At 56.3% G+C, this 16192-nt stretch carries 12 protein-coding genes; 3 read left to right on the top strand and 9 right to left on the bottom strand.

Features of this window, described 5'->3' with window-relative positions; all coding sequences use genetic code 11:
* Positions 1-103: 103 nt before the first annotated feature.
* Positions 104-2089, bottom strand: a complete 1986-nt coding sequence (locus tag HOP44_RS06250; RefSeq protein WP_172251668.1) for a glycoside hydrolase family 31 protein — start codon at positions 2087-2089, stop codon at positions 104-106.
* A gap of 277 nt (positions 2090-2366) precedes the next feature.
* Between HOP44_RS06250 and HOP44_RS06245 the strand changes: the two genes are divergently transcribed.
* Both HOP44_RS06245 and HOP44_RS06240 read left to right on the top strand, forming a co-directional pair.
* Positions 2367-3461 carry an AraC family transcriptional regulator gene (locus HOP44_RS06245; RefSeq protein ID WP_172251666.1) on the top strand — a complete coding sequence of 365 codons (1095 nt, stop codon included), beginning with the start codon at positions 2367-2369 and terminating at the stop codon, positions 3459-3461.
* Positions 3462-3669: 208 nt separating this feature from the next.
* A complete protein-coding gene (locus tag HOP44_RS06240; protein ID WP_172251664.1) occupies positions 3670-3927 on the top strand; it encodes a hypothetical protein in 258 nt (85 codons plus the stop codon).
* Positions 3928-4083: 156 nt separating this feature from the next.
* Here HOP44_RS06240 and HOP44_RS06235 read toward each other — a convergent pair whose 3' ends face one another.
* Both HOP44_RS06235 and HOP44_RS06230 read right to left on the bottom strand, forming a co-directional pair.
* Positions 4084-4467: a hypothetical protein gene (locus HOP44_RS06235; protein ID WP_172251662.1), complete on the bottom strand. Its 384-nt coding sequence runs from the start codon at positions 4465-4467 to the stop codon at positions 4084-4086.
* 75 nt (positions 4468-4542) lie between these two features.
* Positions 4543-6618: a methyl-accepting chemotaxis protein gene (locus HOP44_RS06230; protein WP_246369664.1), complete on the bottom strand. Its 2076-nt coding sequence runs from the start codon at positions 6616-6618 to the stop codon at positions 4543-4545.
* Between the two features lie 279 nt (positions 6619-6897).
* Here HOP44_RS06230 and HOP44_RS06225 point away from each other — a divergent pair, with 279 nt between their 5' ends.
* Positions 6898-7776 carry a 3'-5' exonuclease gene (locus HOP44_RS06225; protein WP_246369663.1) on the top strand — a complete coding sequence of 293 codons (879 nt, stop codon included), beginning with the start codon at positions 6898-6900 and terminating at the stop codon, positions 7774-7776.
* 117 nt (positions 7777-7893) lie between these two features.
* Here HOP44_RS06225 and HOP44_RS06220 read toward each other — a convergent pair whose 3' ends face one another.
* The 6 genes from HOP44_RS06220 to HOP44_RS06195 all read right to left on the bottom strand — a co-directional run bounded on the left by HOP44_RS06220 (position 7894) and on the right by HOP44_RS06195 (position 16107).
* Positions 7894-9009, bottom strand: a complete 1116-nt coding sequence (locus HOP44_RS06220) for a WG repeat-containing protein (protein ID WP_172251660.1) — start codon at positions 9007-9009, stop codon at positions 7894-7896.
* Between the two features lie 255 nt (positions 9010-9264).
* Positions 9265-10323, bottom strand: coding sequence for a hypothetical protein (locus HOP44_RS06215; RefSeq protein ID WP_172251658.1), 1059 nt, complete (start codon positions 10321-10323; stop codon positions 9265-9267).
* A gap of 22 nt (positions 10324-10345) precedes the next feature.
* A complete protein-coding gene (locus HOP44_RS06210) occupies positions 10346-11158 on the bottom strand; it encodes a hypothetical protein (RefSeq protein ID WP_172251656.1) in 813 nt (270 codons plus the stop codon).
* Between the two features lie 381 nt (positions 11159-11539).
* Entirely contained in the window at positions 11540-12544 is a 1005-nt protein-coding gene (locus HOP44_RS06205; RefSeq protein ID WP_172251654.1) for a Gfo/Idh/MocA family protein, read from the bottom strand.
* An 806-nt stretch (positions 12545-13350) separates the two neighbouring features.
* Positions 13351-14526 carry an ABC transporter permease subunit gene (locus HOP44_RS06200; RefSeq protein ID WP_172251652.1) on the bottom strand — a complete coding sequence of 392 codons (1176 nt, stop codon included), beginning with the start codon at positions 14524-14526 and terminating at the stop codon, positions 13351-13353.
* A 12-nt stretch (positions 14527-14538) separates the two neighbouring features.
* Positions 14539-16107 (bottom strand): sugar ABC transporter ATP-binding protein, encoded by a 1569-nt coding sequence (locus HOP44_RS06195; RefSeq protein WP_172251650.1) that lies wholly within the window; start codon positions 16105-16107, stop codon positions 14539-14541.
* Positions 16108-16192 lie beyond the last annotated feature (85 nt).

Raw genomic sequence — 16192 nt, 5'->3', positions numbered from 1 at the left:
GCTTCGGGTACCGGGACGGTCCGAAAAACAGGCGTTCGGGAAGGAGCGAATTCGGCCGGAACCGGAGAACGCCGCCGGATCGAACCCTTCATCCGCATGCGGCTTATTCCGCGATCGGCAGTTGGGCCCCGTTTTTCACATACAGCGGGATCCGCTCAAGCGGCGCCTGGGCTTCGATCGGGGCACCTCCCCGATACACTTCTCCGCTGTAGGCGTCCGTCCACTGCGCACCTGCCGGCAGATACACGCTGCGGCTGCGCTTTCCCGCATGCAGAATCGGCGCGATCAGCAGATCGGGGCCGAGCATGAACTGATCGTCCACGTCCCAGGCCGCCGAATCGTCCGGGAAATCGTAGAACAGCGGGCGCATCGGCGGGGTGCCTTTGAGATGCGCGGCTTCCATCTGCTTGGTCAAATAAGGACGCAGGCGTTTCCGCAGCCGCATATATTCCGCAAAAATACCGTACGCTTCGTCGCCGTAGCTCCACACTTCGTTGTCCGCGCCGCTGCCCCACAGCCCGCCGCCCGGCAGGCCCGTATCCGCTTCGCGGTACGGCGAACGATCGCCGTGCAGCCGCATGACCGGACAGAAGGTGCCGTACTGGAACCAGCGGATGATACATTCCCGGAACGCCGGATCGTCCGGATTGCCGCCGTGGAACCCGCCGATATCCGTCGTCCACCACGGAATGCCCGCGATCGCCATGTTCAGCCCCGCCCGCACCTGATGGCCCAGCACTTCAAACGTCGACGCGATATCGCCGGACCACGCGAGCGCCCCGTAACGCTGGCTGCCCGCCCAGGCGCTGCGCACCAGATTGATGACGTTCTCCTGCCCTTCACCCGTCATGCCTTCATAGAAAGCGCGGCTGTACTGGCTCGGATACCAGTTGCCGACCTGCAGCGCAGGTCCCGCGTCATAGCGGTAAATGTCGTGGTCGTACACCGCGAACTCCGGCTCGGCTTCGTCCAGCCAGAACAGCCGGATGCCTTTGCCATAATAGTTACGCTTGATCTGCTCCCAAACGAACTCCCGCGCGTGCGGATGGGTGGCGTCGAAGATTTCGTTTTGTCCGAGAAACTGGAACTGCGTGCGCACGCCGCGGTCGGTGCGGACCAGATAGCCTTTTTCCACCATTTCGCCGTAGTTCACGCTCTCCGTCTGCACGGTCGGCCATACGGACACCATCAGCTCGATCCCCATCTCCCGCAGCTCGCGCACCATGCCTTCCGGGTCGGGCCAATAGGCTTCGTCAAACGTCCAGTCGCCCTGGTTCGGCCAGTGGAAAAAGTCGATCACGATCACCGAAACAGGCAGACCCCGCCGGACATGCTCGCGCGCGACGCCCAGTAGTTCTTCCTGGCTCCGGTAGCGCAGCTTGCACTGCCAGAAGCCCATCGCGTAATCCGGCATCATCGGGACTTTGCCCGTGGCGTCGGCATACGCTTCTTCGATCTGCGCCGGCGTGTCGCCCGCGACGATCCAGTAATCGAGCTGCTTGGTCGACTTGGCTGCCCATTCCGTCACGTTGACGTTGAAGCTGGCCTGCCCGATCGCCGGGTTATGCCACAGCATGCCGTACCCGCGATCCGACAGCAGGAACGGGACGCTGGTCTGGCTGTTGCGATGGGTGAGTTCGAGGCGGCAGCCTTTGAGATTGAGCAGCGACTGCTGGTACTGCCCCATTCCGAACAGCTTTTCGTCCGGATTCGATTCGAACCGCAGCGTCACTTCATAGTCGCGCGTACCCGGAATCGGCACGATGTCGCGCCCGCCGGATTTGAGCTGGTACGTTTTTTGCGTCTCTTTCAGCAGCACTTTGCCGCTCCCGTCCGTAAAGGTGATCCGGCCGCCTCGTTCGACGTCCGCCCGGATCTTCCCGTTGACGATAAACGCGCTTCGGCCGTCTTCCGCAATCGTTACGGACGCACTCGCCGAAGGTTCTCCCGCCGGCAGCAGCGCCCAGTCGTCGCCTTGCAGCTTGTCTTTGGACGCCCGCACGCGAAAAGCATTCGGTCCCCACGGTTCGATCCGCAGCGTCTCGTGGTCGTAGGTCCAGATCAGGGCTTTCTCTTGGCTGTACAGCATGAGGGTAGGGCCTCCTTTGCCCGGGTTGACCGGGGTTATCGGCTGCGCGGAAAGTCTCGGCATCTCCGGCAGCCCGGCTTCGATCACATTCGGAATATCCGCTAGGGATAGGATTGGATTATGCTGTTCCTTTGTTCGTGTGGAAGCGTTATCTTTCTTGAATACAATTATAAGCGGGAAAAAGGATTGTCCGGCAGAGCGCAGAATACGAAGATAGAGGACTGGATTACGTTTTGTTCGACTATGCGAATACAGGGTTCCCACAAGGAGGGCGTTCATGATGGCTTTATTCCCGATCCGCCGCGCGGAAGAAATTCCCAGCCGATCCGGCGGCACGACCGCGGCTTTCTCCGGTCTGGACGCTTCCGGGGCTGTCGATAAGGCCTCCCGCGATTCCGCCGCGCAGCCGGAAACTTGGCGCCGCGAGCATACGGATATCCCGGATCGCACTTTTCCGCTGAACGCGTTCCTTATCTGCGAATCGGATCCCGACATGTTCTGTATTCCGCCGCATTGGCACGAACATCTGGAGTGGATCGCCGTGACGGACGGGCGGTTCAGCGTGCAGGTCGGCAGCCAACTGCGCGAACTGTCGGCGGGCGGCTGCGCTTTCGTCAACACGAAGCAGCTGCATGCGGCGTTTCCGCTCGAAGAAGGCAGCCGACTGTATGCGCTCGTCTTCGGCGAAGCGCTGCTGCGCAATCACGCGCTCGACCATACGGAGACGCGCTACGTGCGGCCGCTGCTGGAAGGGAAGCTTGCGCTGCGTTCTTTTTACGAAAAAGAATCCGCGGAAGAGCTCCGGCTGCAGCTGCTGCGGATCGTATCCGAATACGGAGCCTGCGAGCCGGGTTACGAACTGCTGGTCAAAGCCGCGCTGCTGGCCGCGCTCGGCTTGGCGCTGCGCGGTTCGGAGACCGCCGCCCGGACGGCTTACGGCGGCGAGCCGGATACGGCGGGAGCCGGCAGCCCGGGCATCGACGCCGGCGGTCACCGGGCCGGTTCGGGCGCAGCGGCGGGACGCGTTGATCGGAGCGGCGCGGGAACGGACAGCGTCGTCTATCCCCTGCTGCTGCATCTCAGCGAACGTTTCCGCGAGCCGATCGACGTCAAGACGGCCGCGGGACTCTGCTGTGTGACGCCGACGTATTTCTGCCACGTCTTCAAGCGTTCCACCGGATGCACGCTGACGGAATACGTCAATATGCTGCGTATCCAGGAAGCCGAAGCCATGCTGCGCAGCGGCGGACACACGGTTCAGGAAATCGCGCGCAGCGTCGGATACGGAGATGCCGGATACTTTGCGCGGGTATTCCGCAAGTACAAAGGCATGCCGCCGGGGCGGTATGCGGAAGCGAATCATCGGCTGTAGGCCGCCGGGAATGCCAGAAAGGGAGCGGGCAAGAATACGCTGGAGTTTCCGGCTGTTTCGTTTTACAATACGCTAACTGAACAGCATCGGCAGGAAAAAACCGTTCCACGTATACGGCATCTTTTTCCTCCGATCCGCGGCGACGAAGAACGTCCCGCTCTTTTCCTGTTTGCCTCAGGGAACGAACCGGGAAACGCTTCTGACCGCGATGGGATTCCAGGTGATCTCGTTCGCCTACGACGACGCGGACCGGCGGCCGGATCTCTGCGTGACGCTGCTGCGGATGGTGCTGGGACGATATCAAGCGGCAGCCTACGAGTTCCGCCTTCCGCTATTCCGGCGCGGAACGGGAAACGGTACGGCTGGCCTGCACGCCGGGTCGTCCGATCCGGCCGACCGACGACGTGTGCCGGCATCTGGGCGTTGGCCACCGGACGGCGGTCTATATCCTGCGCAGCCTCTGTGAGCAAAACGTATTGTTGGGCGAGTCCGGCGCGCAAAAGTAACGGTTGTCCCGCCGTTATTCGCTTTCTTCGCGCCGAATTTGAAGCGAATATCCCGTTCATTCATGCCAAAAAGGTCCCCCTTCCACGCTGCCGTGGAGAGGGGACCTTTATAGATGTTAGTCGTTCAGCAGCGCCTGCAGTTTCTCTGCGCTGGATTTTATGCTGGATTCCGGATCGTGCCGCGGATCGGGTTCCGCAACGGCGACCGTTCGCCGTATGTCGGCATGCGGCAGCGGAAGCGCATGCCGCTCATGCTCGCGCTCTTCGCTGAGCAGAATGCGCGTGCCGTCCGGCAGGATCCCGTATTGCCGAATCCAGCCTTCTTCGCGGACGGTGACATTCCGTCCGTATGACGCTTTGCGGCGCGGCTGTAAGGCTCGGGAGAACGCTTCGGCTCCCGGCAGTTTGAAACGCAGCCCGGCAGGCTGCGGACGCTGTACCGGCTGGACGGGAGCGATACGGGAAGCTTTTTTGGTCGTGTCGATAGGCATGATGGGCATGTCGAGCTTCCTCCCTGTGGGTCTTCGTACTCAGGGAATACGAACACGCAGTTGAACTTTTTTACCGTTCCGGTCTTACAATTTGAATCCTGCGGCGGCTTCGCCCAACTGGTGGGTCAGACGCTCGATGCTCTGCACCATGTCGGCCAGGTGCCGGACCATATTGGACTGCTCCTGTACCGTCGCCGTCACTTCTTCGACGGAAGCGGATACCTGTTCGCCGGAAGCGGACAGACTCTGCGAAGCTTCCAGTACTTCATCTTTGTCGCGTTCCATCGATTTGAATTCCGACGCCATGTCGCGGATCTGACTCGTAATGGACGTCACGCTGTTCGCAATGTCTTCAAACGCCTGGCGCGTGCGATCCACATAATCGTTCTGCGTCGAAGAAATCTCGCGGATTGCGCCGACGCTCTCGTTGCTCTTATCGACCTGTTCCAGCGTCTGCCGGATGATGCCGCCGATTTCGTTCGCCTGATTGGACGACTGCTGGGCCAGTTTGCGGATTTCGTCCGCTACGACCGCGAAGCCGCGGCCGTGCTCGCCCGCTCTGGCCGCTTCGATCGAAGCGTTCAGCGCCAGCAGATTCGTCTGCGCCGAGATCTGGTTGATCGCATCCGTGATCTGTCCGATCCGCTGCGAGCTCTCCGCCAGCATCTCGGTGGTCGTCGAAATATTCTGGATTTCCTGTTCGTTTTTGGAATTGATGTCGATCAGCGTATTCACCACGACACTGCTGGCTTCGAATACGCGTCCGATCGAATCGGCGCTGCCCTGAATATTTTCCGTTTTGCGCCCCAACGATTCGATCTTGTCGCCGATTCCGTAGAAACGTCCGACGATCCGCTCGGTATCGTGCGACTGCGATTCCATCGCTTTCGCGATTTCCATGGTCGTGACGGACGTCTCGCCGATCGAACGCGCCGTATTCTGCGACGTCTGCTCGAGGTCGGCCGTGTTCGTATTCAGCACTTCGATCGAATGGTTCATCTGGCCGATCAACAGCTTGTTGCTGTCGACCATCGTATTGAAACTGTCCGCGAGATCCGCAAATTCGTTCTTGTATTTGCCTTCTGCCCGTACGGTCAGATCGCCGTCGGCCAGATGCTTGAACAAACCGGTCAGACGCGCAATCGGATTGGTGATGCTGCGTGAAATAAAGGTACCCACCGCAACGGCCAACACGACCGAAGCGAGCAGTGCAATCAGCATACTTTTCAGCAGATCGCCGAGCGGACGCTGAATATCGGCATACGAATCCTGCACGATCACGATCCAGTCGGCTACAGGGATTTTGGAGTAACGGATATACGAATCCTTGCTGTCCACGCTGCCCTGAATGATCTTCCCTTTTGTATCGGCGCCGATCAGTTTGTCAAAGCCTTCGGCTTCATACGGTTTGCCGATCAACGACGCGTCTTTGGAATTGTAGATGACCGTGCCTCCGCGGCTCGTGACGGTAATGAAGCCTTCCGCATTGATCCGGATATCCTGAAGCTTGCTTACGAAAAAGTCGGCCGCGATCGTATTGATCGACACGCCCAGCAGTTCGCCGTCGGCCGATTTGACCGGCTGGGCGAAAACGACGATCAGATTGCCCGTCGTCTTGGAGACGATCGCATCGCTGACGAACGGTGTCCCCGTTTCCGTGACTTTCTGGAAATACTCGCGGTCCGAACGGTCCCCTTTGAGCGAATCCGGGTTGCTGCTTGCGACAACCGTTCCTTTGAGATCGGCGACCATCATCGATTCGATGCCGTTCGAACCGGCTTTCGTTTCCGCGAACATCGTATTGGCCCGGTTCAGAACCTCATTGTTCGGGGCAAAGAAAGCATCGTCGGTCAGCGAACCGGACTTTCTCAGCGTCAGCAGTTCCCGCAGCGCCGGCGATACGGACAGTGCTCCGGAAATTTGGCCTTCCAGATCGACCGTCGTCGACAGACTTTCGCCGATTCGGTCCGCGTTCGCTTTCATTTCATCCGTGCTTTTCTTGGTCAGAAGCTCCGCGCCGAATATGTACATGACCGTGCTGCAAACCAGCAGCACTACAATAGTCAGCAGACTGATCAGCAGCGGAAGCTTGATTTTTAAAGAAATCCTTTTGGACCCTCCGGGCTTTTTTGTGATTTTTTCAACCTTCGTTTTCTTCAATTTAACTTCCCCTTTCTTCACTTTGACTCGATCGCAACGTCTCTAAGCCGTTTATCGGACTTTTTAGACAAAAAAATTACACATTTGTACTTGTTATCTTCCGTCTTTTTTCCAATTCCGAATTAAAGTTTATTCATCTTCCTTATTTTTGCCATTTTTTTGTGAAACTGCAGGGTTTGGACAGCGTTTTGCAATCCTTCCCCCTCTGCCGCCGTTTTTTTGTTAAACTAGACAAAGACGATCGCTTTTTATTTTGGATATGGTATGGAGGCAGACCTTTTGAATTATATTGTTCTGGATATTGAATTTAACGGCCGCAAGTTCGCAAGTCCGCACCCGATGGAAGTGATCGAGATCGGAGCTGTGCGTCTGGACGAATCGCTGCGCGATACCGATACGTTCTCGGCATTTATCAAGCCCGTTTATTTTGCCAAGCTGAATTCGTTCATCAAAAAGAAAACCGGGATTCCGCAGGAGTCGATCGACACGGCTGCCCGCTTCCCGAAAGTCATCGGCGATTTCCGTGCCTGGCTGGATGCCCAGCCGGGTCCGCTGACCTTCGTCGTTTGGGGCGGCGAAGACATCAAGCGCATTGTGCAGGACGTACGTATGCACAAGCTGGAAGAAACCTACTGGACCCAGACCCCTTCGCTCGATCTGCTCAAAGGCTTCCTGCTGACGCAGGGACTCAAGAACGATGTCAGCGTCGAAGGCGCGTTGGAAAGGCTGGAAATCGAAGCTTCGGGCGCCGCGCACCGCGCATTGGACGATGCCAAGATGACCGCCGACATTTTCCGGGCTGTCTACGACAAGCTGGACCTGACGCTGGCCAAAGAGTACAAAGACATGTTCTCCAACTCGAAAGAGCGCCGCATCGTCCGTTCGGCCGCCAAATCCCTGGCCGCTCGCCGCGCCTTGCCGACCTGGGAACTGGCGCTGAAACATTATCTGGACGGCAAGATCGCTTTCGACGATCCGCGCAAAGAAGCCGAGCTGCGCGCCTACTTCGATGCGCTGCCGGAATTCCCGATGCCGGCCCGTTCGGAAGATGCTTCCGGCGAGCCTGCTGTCGAATCCGCCGTACCCAATGGGGAGCACCCTTCGAATTCGGAGAGCGCTTCGCTGCATGAAGAGACGGGAAGCGGCCCGACCGCTTGATTCGCCTCTTTGAAGCGGACATGGACAATCAGGCATCACCAAAAAAGCCGATCCGTGCGCTTGAGCGACTCAAGCGCCGGATCGGCTTTTTTATGCAAACGAAATCTTGGAATCTGCTTACTTCTTCTTCAGCGGGTTCTGCATGAAGTGATACTGCCCGGACCCGGCCAGTTGGCTGACAATCGCCGTTCCGCCTTCGAATTCGCCGACCGTGATATCGTTCGTCTTCAGGTCGACCAACGTTCGGCCGAAGCGGTCGATCAACAGACGGCTGCCGCCTTCGCGCTGCACGAAAGCGACGCCTTCCTTGAACGCGCCGATCTCCGCTCCCTGGTCCGTAAACTGCGCCGGGATGACCAGTTTGCCTGTTGTGCCGATATATCCCCATTTGCCGCTCCGGTCGGTCGCGGTTCCGCCGACTTTGACGGCCGCCCGGCCTTCGCTGAACGGCTGACCGCCGGTGTACTGGGCTTTGACGACGATTTTGCCTTTGGCATTCACGTAGCCGTATTTGCCGTTTTGCAGGAACAAGGCCAATCCTTCGCTGAATGGCGCAGCCCCGTCGAACTGCGGCTTGATCGCCACTTTGCCTTTTTTATCGATATAGCCCCATTTGCCGTTCTTCATGACCGGAGCCAATCCTTCGCTGAACACGTTGACCATGGCATACTGCGGTTTGACGATTTCTTTGCCTTTGAGATCGATAAATCCGCCGAGATACGCCGCGCCTTTGCGCTTCCAGACGACGGCCATGCCGTCTTTGAACTCATGCACTTCGTCGTAGGCCGCGGTAAACTTAGGTTTGCCCGCCTTGTCGATATAGGTCCATTTGCCGCCGGTTTTCTTGACGGCCGCGACGCCTCCGCTGAATCCTTCGACAACGCGTTCGTACTGCGGTTTGATGACTACTTTGCCCGTTTTGTCGACAAAGCCCCACAGCTTGTTTTGTTGGACCGCCGCCAAACCTTCGCTGAACGGCTTAACCTCGCGGTATTGGGCTTTGATGATGGTTTTGCCGTTTGTGTTCGTATATCCGTAGAGCTTGCTGCCGCTGTCCCAGAACGAGACCAGCCCCTCGCTCAAGCTTCCCAGCAGGGCATAATCCGCCGGCTTCGCCGTTCCGTTCACGATGCTGACGGCGCTGTCCGCCGCGTATGTAGGTTGTCCGATCGGCGCCGCCGAGACCGATACGGTCAGAGCCAGCGCAAGCAGGATCGATGTTCGCTTTTTCAATGTCTTTTTCCCCTCTCTGATGTCCATGGCGCAAGCCTGGCATTTATTTACCCATGATGTCGGTTCAAGTCTCTGTTTTAGCCTATTTCTGGCAAAATGTAAACCTTTGATTCCGGATTTCCCGGTGATCCGCGCAAAAAAAGCCCGGTCTTCAAAAAAGAAGACCGGGCGGAGTTGATAAGATTGCAACGAAAAAGGATACGAACCTTTTTAAAGATAACCAGGAACAGCGCCGATTTGCGATTTGTCCCTTCCTTACTCCAAATCTTCCTCGGTGTATTCGTCGTATTCGCCATCCCGGAACACTTCGTCTTCGGTTGGAATGCCGTACTTCAACTGCTGTTTTTTATTGTAGCGATCCAGCACTGCGTTTATGTCCGCTTTCAAGGTGAATGTGTCTCCGTCCCCCAGCACATCCAGGTCAAACTTGGCCCCTATATATTTCAACCGGCTGCTCTTGTTCGTGCCGAGATCCACAAACGCTTTTCGCAGCTCCATCCCTTCCTTGAGGTTGTTGGCTTCCGTTGAAATCTCCTCATTGGTAATTTGTTCAAAAGAACTTCTCATACTCGAGATATCTTCTTCCGTGAGATCGAGTTTGCTCCGCCACTCTGAAGTCCCCAGCAGTTCGACCAGCTTCGGCAGGATATTCTTGACCGCGATGCGCAGGACGTCTTCCAGATTGTCTTCGGTGATTTCCAGCCGGCTCAGTGTATCGACTTTCAAGTTTCCCCGCTGGCCTTTGACATTCTTCAGGGCGATCCCTTCCAAATCTTCCGTGATGATCTTCAGGCCCTCGGTGCCCAGCTGACTGAGATTGGCGGGAGTAAGCGGAATCTTGTATCCTGTGCCGAGTTCATAATATTTGCCGCCGACTTCCGGTTCACCCATCATTACGGCGAAGTTTTCCGGGATCTTAATCCAGGCGTTGTCCTCGGTCGCCACGATGACGGACTTGATGGTGGTCGAAGAATCATCGCCGCCATCAAGCTGCAGCTTCAATTCGGCTTCCGCCCTATTCTCTTCCCGGTCGTAGGCCCCCTGAATTTCAATCGTCGCCTCTTTTCCGAGCAGCATAAATAGAGGGCTGCCATAGGAGAGGGCCGTCTCCATATCGTTGAATCCTTCTTCCGGCAGATTCACAGAGTCTTCGTCTACTCGCAGTTTCATTTTCGCCTGAAAAGCGTACGATTTTGCTTCGGCCAGATTTCGGTAAGCGCCCGGAATGGCCTGATCCACCGGAATCGGCTTCCCACATCCGCTCAGCGTTACGACCATACCCGCAGTCAACAGCAGATTCATTATTTTTTTCACCTGCAAAATCCCCTCTTTTTCTTTATTTTCGTTTTGCGTAAGCTTGAATCTGGGCATTACTGAGCTTCCCGTCTTCCGTACTGTAACGCACCAGTCTCCAATCGTATCCTGCATTTGTCTTGACCTTGCGGAGAACGGCATAACCCGGAACTTTCTCGGTCACTCTGGCCTTCTGTCCGGCTGTCCACGTATCGATCGAAGCAGCTTCATTGGAAGAATCCGTCCCGTCGTACAACCAACTATGCATGTTGAATTCCGCATAATGAAGACCATTGCCCAGATCGTACAGCTTATGAACCTGAGGAGAATAATTCATCGGGTCTCCTCCCGCTTCGATCCCTATGAAATAAAATAAATTGTTTTTGTAAAAAGCTTCGGGAAGGCCGTCCGAGTCCGCGTCGTACATACCGGGTTTCAATTTTATTCCCAAAGAGCGCATCGTGAAAGCGTCCAGTCGGGTCTTCGTGATCGGATAATAATACCAGTTGTAGGCCGGGATCAGTTTCCCCTCTTGAAAGAAATTGCCCAGTCCGCTCTCGTATCTAAAATCCTTATCCAATCCCCCTCCCCAAGTAATCCACTCTATGATCTGGTCATTCGTATAGTGATTGATATCGAATTCATTAAAGTTATTAAATTTGTACAGGGACCGGGTAAGATGATTCTTTTGCGAAACGGAAAGACCGGACACGATATTTTTAAAAGATTTGCCCGAAGTCGGATTCGGCTGCGCGATTTCTTTGATCTGCAGCGAATGGTTCTGGGCGCTTGCCGTCGGAACGAATGCCGCCAATCCAATCAGCAGACTCAAAGCGACTTTAGTTACTTTTTTCATGGTTAAAGGCTCCCCCGTTGTACAGCGTATATTTACTTCATGTCCACTAATGTCCGAAAAACGATCGATCGCCCGTACGCCAGGAAGTGCGCCTCCCTGGTTTGAAACGACGTATTTTCACGCAATTTCAATCAACAGCTAATATCCGATCGAAAAAGGGACGATATCCCCATATAGATAGAACAAGAAAATTATAAGTTAGATAGCAAGCGAATACAATTGCTTCCCCTCATATTTTTGTTGAATAACAGATTTTCGGCGGGAGTTTCACAAGGATGGAACCTAATAAAAAAGACCACGAACCCTAAGGGTTCGTGGTCTGAATTCAGATGACGCCAAGCCATAAAATCTGCCGAACCGGCATCCCGTTACTCGGCGATATTATTCAAACGGGTACTTGAGACCCCACTGCGCACGCACATTGTCCAACAGGCGCATAATGCCCATAGACTCGGCCAGCGAGATCACGCCGCTCTCGCGGCGGCCTTCCAGCAGCGCGAGGCCGACTTCTTCGGCTTCGTAGGCGTAGCCTTTGATGCCGCGATCTTCGCGGTCGTCCGTTACCGTGACCGGATCTTCGCCGTTTACATGCAGCGTCGCTTCCTTCGCGAACAGGAACTGCGGAATATGGATATAGCCCTTGGTGCCATGGATATACGCATCGTTCGGGAATTCCAGCCGCACGCCGCCGTGCAGCGAAGCGGTGCGGCCCTGACCGTAATCGAGCAAAATCGTGAAGTGCTCGTCCACGCCGGTCTCGCCGATATGGGCGGTCGTCCAGATGTTGTCCGGGTTGGGCCCGAATACCATAGAAGCGAACGAGACCGGGTAGATCCCCGCGTCCAGCAGTGCGCCTCCGCCAAGTTCCGGATTCAGCAGGCGGCCTTCCGGATTCCAGCCGGCATCGAAGCCGAATTCGGCTTTGACGATGCGCAGTTCGCCGAGACGTTCTTCGGACAGCCACTCCCGCACCTGCACAAGCGGCTTGAGGAAGCGCGACCACATGGCTTCCATCAGGAACAGCTTTTTCTCGCGCGCCGTCACGATCAGTTCTTCAAGCTCCCGGGAATTGACGGTAAACGGTTTTTCGCACAATACCGCTTTGCCTCCGTTAAGGGCGGTCAGTACGTTTTCTTTATGAAAAGGATGCGGAGTCGCCACATAAATCGCGTCCACGTCCGGATCGTTAGCCAATTCTTCGTAGCTGCCGTGCGATACCGGCGCGCCGAACTTGTCCGCGAACTTGCTGGCACTCTCGAGCGTGCGCGATCCGATCGCATACAGTTCTCCGTTCGAAGCGTGCTTCAGATCGGCCGCAAACTGCTCGGCGATCCAGCCCGTTCCCAGAATGCCCCACTTGATCTTGCCGCTTGCCGCCTCGCTCATTATGACTCCTCCTTGAGATTGAAATCGTTTTCGGCTTACTTAATGGCGCGGAAGCGCCTTATGTAAGACCTTACCCTGTAACTTTACCAGATCGGATGTCGAAAAGGTAGCGCGCCCGCAGACGACCGGCCCGTCAAAGCGGTAGATGTCCGGCTCCGCGATCCCTGCGGGAAGCCGAACGGGCAGCGCGGCATGTGCCGGGTCCGCAAATTCCGGCTCGGCTCGGCTCGGCTCGGCTCGGCTCGGCTCGGCTCGGCTCGGCTCGGCTCGGCTAACGGATTGTATATCCCTTAGAGGGCCGAATCAAGCGTTTCCGGGATTTTAACGGATTCGATATCCGTTAGCGGCTTTTTTGCCCTCTTTTTCCGTCAAAAGCAAGCCCAATTTCATTCTAAGCGTCATCTGATTCCGTTAGAATTCCCAAACCGTTCGAATCCGCTTCTAAGCGTCGCCTCGGTCCGTTAGATTTTTCAAACGCCGGAAACGGTTCCGATCGGTCGACGGGGGGATCTGCCCTGGCTGCCTGGCTGCCTGGCTGCCTGCCTGACAGCAGGCGGGCAGCCGTTCCGGATACGTCGCCCGCTGCGCAGCGGCCGCAACAGTGACGACGACAGCGCGGCGGCAGCGACAGAACCGACAGAACCGCAGCGCCATTCCATTTCCGCCGGGAAACGGCTTCCGCGCAAAAAAGCCGCTTTCGCGTTTCCTCCCGACAAGCGGAAGAATCTCGAAAGCGGCTTAAGCACCCTAACGGGAACCGGAAGTGACTTGAACACAAAACCTGGAGCGAACAGGCCAACCGTGCTTTAGCCTCTTTTTCTGCGTGTCATGACATCGAAGATAACGGCTGCGGCCAATACGCCGCCGCGGATCATGTACTGATACGAGATGCCGACGCCGAGCAGGTTCATGCCGCTCGACAGCGAAGCCATAACGACCGCGCCGATGATGGAGCCGGTGACTTTGCCGACGCCGCCGGCTGCGGATACGCCGCCGACGTAAGCGGCCGCGATCGCATCAAGCTCGAACAGCGTACCGGCCGTTGTCGTTGCCGACTGCAGACGGGCCGTGTACATAATCCCCGACAGGGCGGACAGCATCCCCATGGAACCGAAGACGATATACGTGATCTTCTTGACGTTAATCCCGGTCAGGTGCGCCGCTTCCGGGTTGCTGCCTACCGCATAGATATGACGGCCGAGTACGGTCTTGGTCGTCAGGAAGTGGTAGATCGCAACGACGAGCAGCGTAATGACGACTGTCCAGGAAAAACCGTTGTAGCCGGCCAGAATCCAGGTTACGTAAGCGATAATCGCCGATACGAAGACCAGTTTGACGGCGAAGATCTTGTTGGAAGGGACTTCGAATTTGTATTTGATCTTCTGGTTGCGTTTGGAGATTTCGGCGTACACGAAGTACAGAATCACCAGTCCGCCGAGGATCAGCGACAAGACGTTCAGCCCGGCGATATGTCCGAGCGAAGGCAGGAAGCCATTGCCGAGCGCATTGAACGTATCGTCTTTGACAATGATCGTGCCGGTCTTCTCGGTGACCTGGAGCAGGGCGCCGCGGAAGATCAGCATCGCCGCAAGCGACGAGACGAAGGCCGGAATGCCTACGGATGCGACCAGCACGCCGTTGAACATCCCGATGACGATACCGAGAATGAGGATGATCGGAATCGTGAAGTAGACGGGTACGCCGAGCTGCGACAGCATGATCGCGGCGATCGCGCCCATGAAGCCGGCGGCGAAACCGACCGACAAGTCGATATGCCGGATGACGATGACCAGCGTCATGCCGACGGCCAATACCGCAATGTATCCGGTGGCGTCGAGCAGGTTGCTGATGTTCCGCGACGAGATGAACAGTCCGTCCGTCAGGATCGTAAAGGTAAGCATGATGACGAACAAAGCGATATACATGCCGTAATCGCGGATATTCACTTTGAGCAAAGATTTGGCTTCTTGAAAGAAGTTCACGGTTTTCCCCTCCTATTGCGTGGCGAAATGCATAATTTTTTCTTGATCGGCTTCTTCGGCCGCGATTTCGCCTTTGATCCGGCCTTCGGCCATGACGTAAATGCGATCGCTCATTCCGAGAACTTCGCCGAGTTCGGACGAGATCATGATGATGCTCATGCCCTGGGCGATCAGTTTGTTCATGATCGTGTAGATTTCGAACTTGGCGCCCACGTCGATCCCCCGCGTCGGTTCGTCCAGGATCAGCAGCTGCGGGCCGACGAACAACCATTTGCCGAGCGAGACTTTCTGCTGGTTGCCGCCGCTCAGGTTGCCGACGATCTGCTCTACGGACGGGGCTTTGATGTTCATGGAACCTTTGTAATCGTTGGCGACTTTGACTTCTTCGTTGTCGTTGATGATGCCGCCCGGCGAGATTCCTTTGAGGTTGGCCGCGCTGACGTTGCTCTTGATGTCCTGGATCAGGAACAGGCCGTCGCCTTTGCGGTCTTCGGTTACGTAAGCGATGCCCGCTTTGATCGCGTCGCTCGTGTGGTTGAACTTTCTCGGTTTGCCGTCGACATACAGCTCGCCGTCCAGCTTGTAATTTCTTGGATTGCCGAAAATGCTGAGCGCGAACTCCGTACGGCCCGAGCCCATGAGGCCCGCAATACCGACGATTTCGCCTTTTTTCACATAGAGGTCGACGTTCTTGACGAGGTTGCGGCCAAGTGTCGGATCGTAAGCGGTCCAGTTCTTGACCTCGAGAATAGGGCTGCCGAACTTCTTGTCCGGGCGCTTCGGATAGATGTCTTCGATATCGCGTCCGACCATGTTCTTGATGATCGTCGCTTCGGTGATCTCGCCTTTGGCAGCGTCCAGCGTGCAGATCGTTTTGCCGTCGCGGATGACCGTCGCTTTGTCGGCGATCGCAATGACTTCCTTGAGTTTGTGCGAAATCATGATGCAGGTAATGCCCTGGCTCTTCAACTCGCGCAAAAGTTCCAAAAGGTTCTCGCTGTCGTTCTCGTTCAGCGCCGCCGTCGGTTCGTCCAGAATCAGCAGTTTGACGTTTTTGCTGAGCGCCTTGGCAATCTCGACGAGCTGCTGCTTGCCGACGCCCAGGTCGCGGATGATCGTTTCCGGATTGACGTTCAGTTTGACCTTTTGCAGCATTTTGCGCGCTTCGATGATCGTCTCGTTCCAGTCGATCACGCCGCCGCGCTTCACTTCGTTTCCCGCAAAAATGTTTTCGTACACGCTCAGGTCCGGGAACAAAGCCAGCTCCTGATAGATGATCGCGATTCCCGTCTTGACGCTGTCCGTAATCTTGCCGAACTGCTGGACCGTACCCTCGTAGACGATGTCTCCCTCGTATGTGCCGTACGGATAGACCCCGCTCAGCACCTTCATCAATGTCGATTTGCCCGCGCCGTTTTCGCCGACCAGAAAATGAATTTCGCCTTTTTTAACCTGGAAATTCACATCCGAGAGCGCTTTGACGCCCGTAAAGTTTTTGGAAATGCCGCGCATCTCCAAAATGTTGCCGTCCGGGCTTCCGGCTGTCCGGCCTTGCTTTTTGTCCAATATGTTTCCGCCCATTTCTGTCGCACCCCTTGCTGCCCGGTGTACCGGGAAAGAGGAACGGGGCATCCCCGTCCCTATCCCAGCCGGCTATTTACTGTGG

Source organism: Saccharibacillus deserti, assembly GCF_013618475.1.
GTDB lineage: Bacteria > Bacillota > Bacilli > Paenibacillales > Paenibacillaceae > Saccharibacillus > Saccharibacillus deserti.
This window is presented reverse-complemented; position numbering and strand designations above follow the sequence as displayed.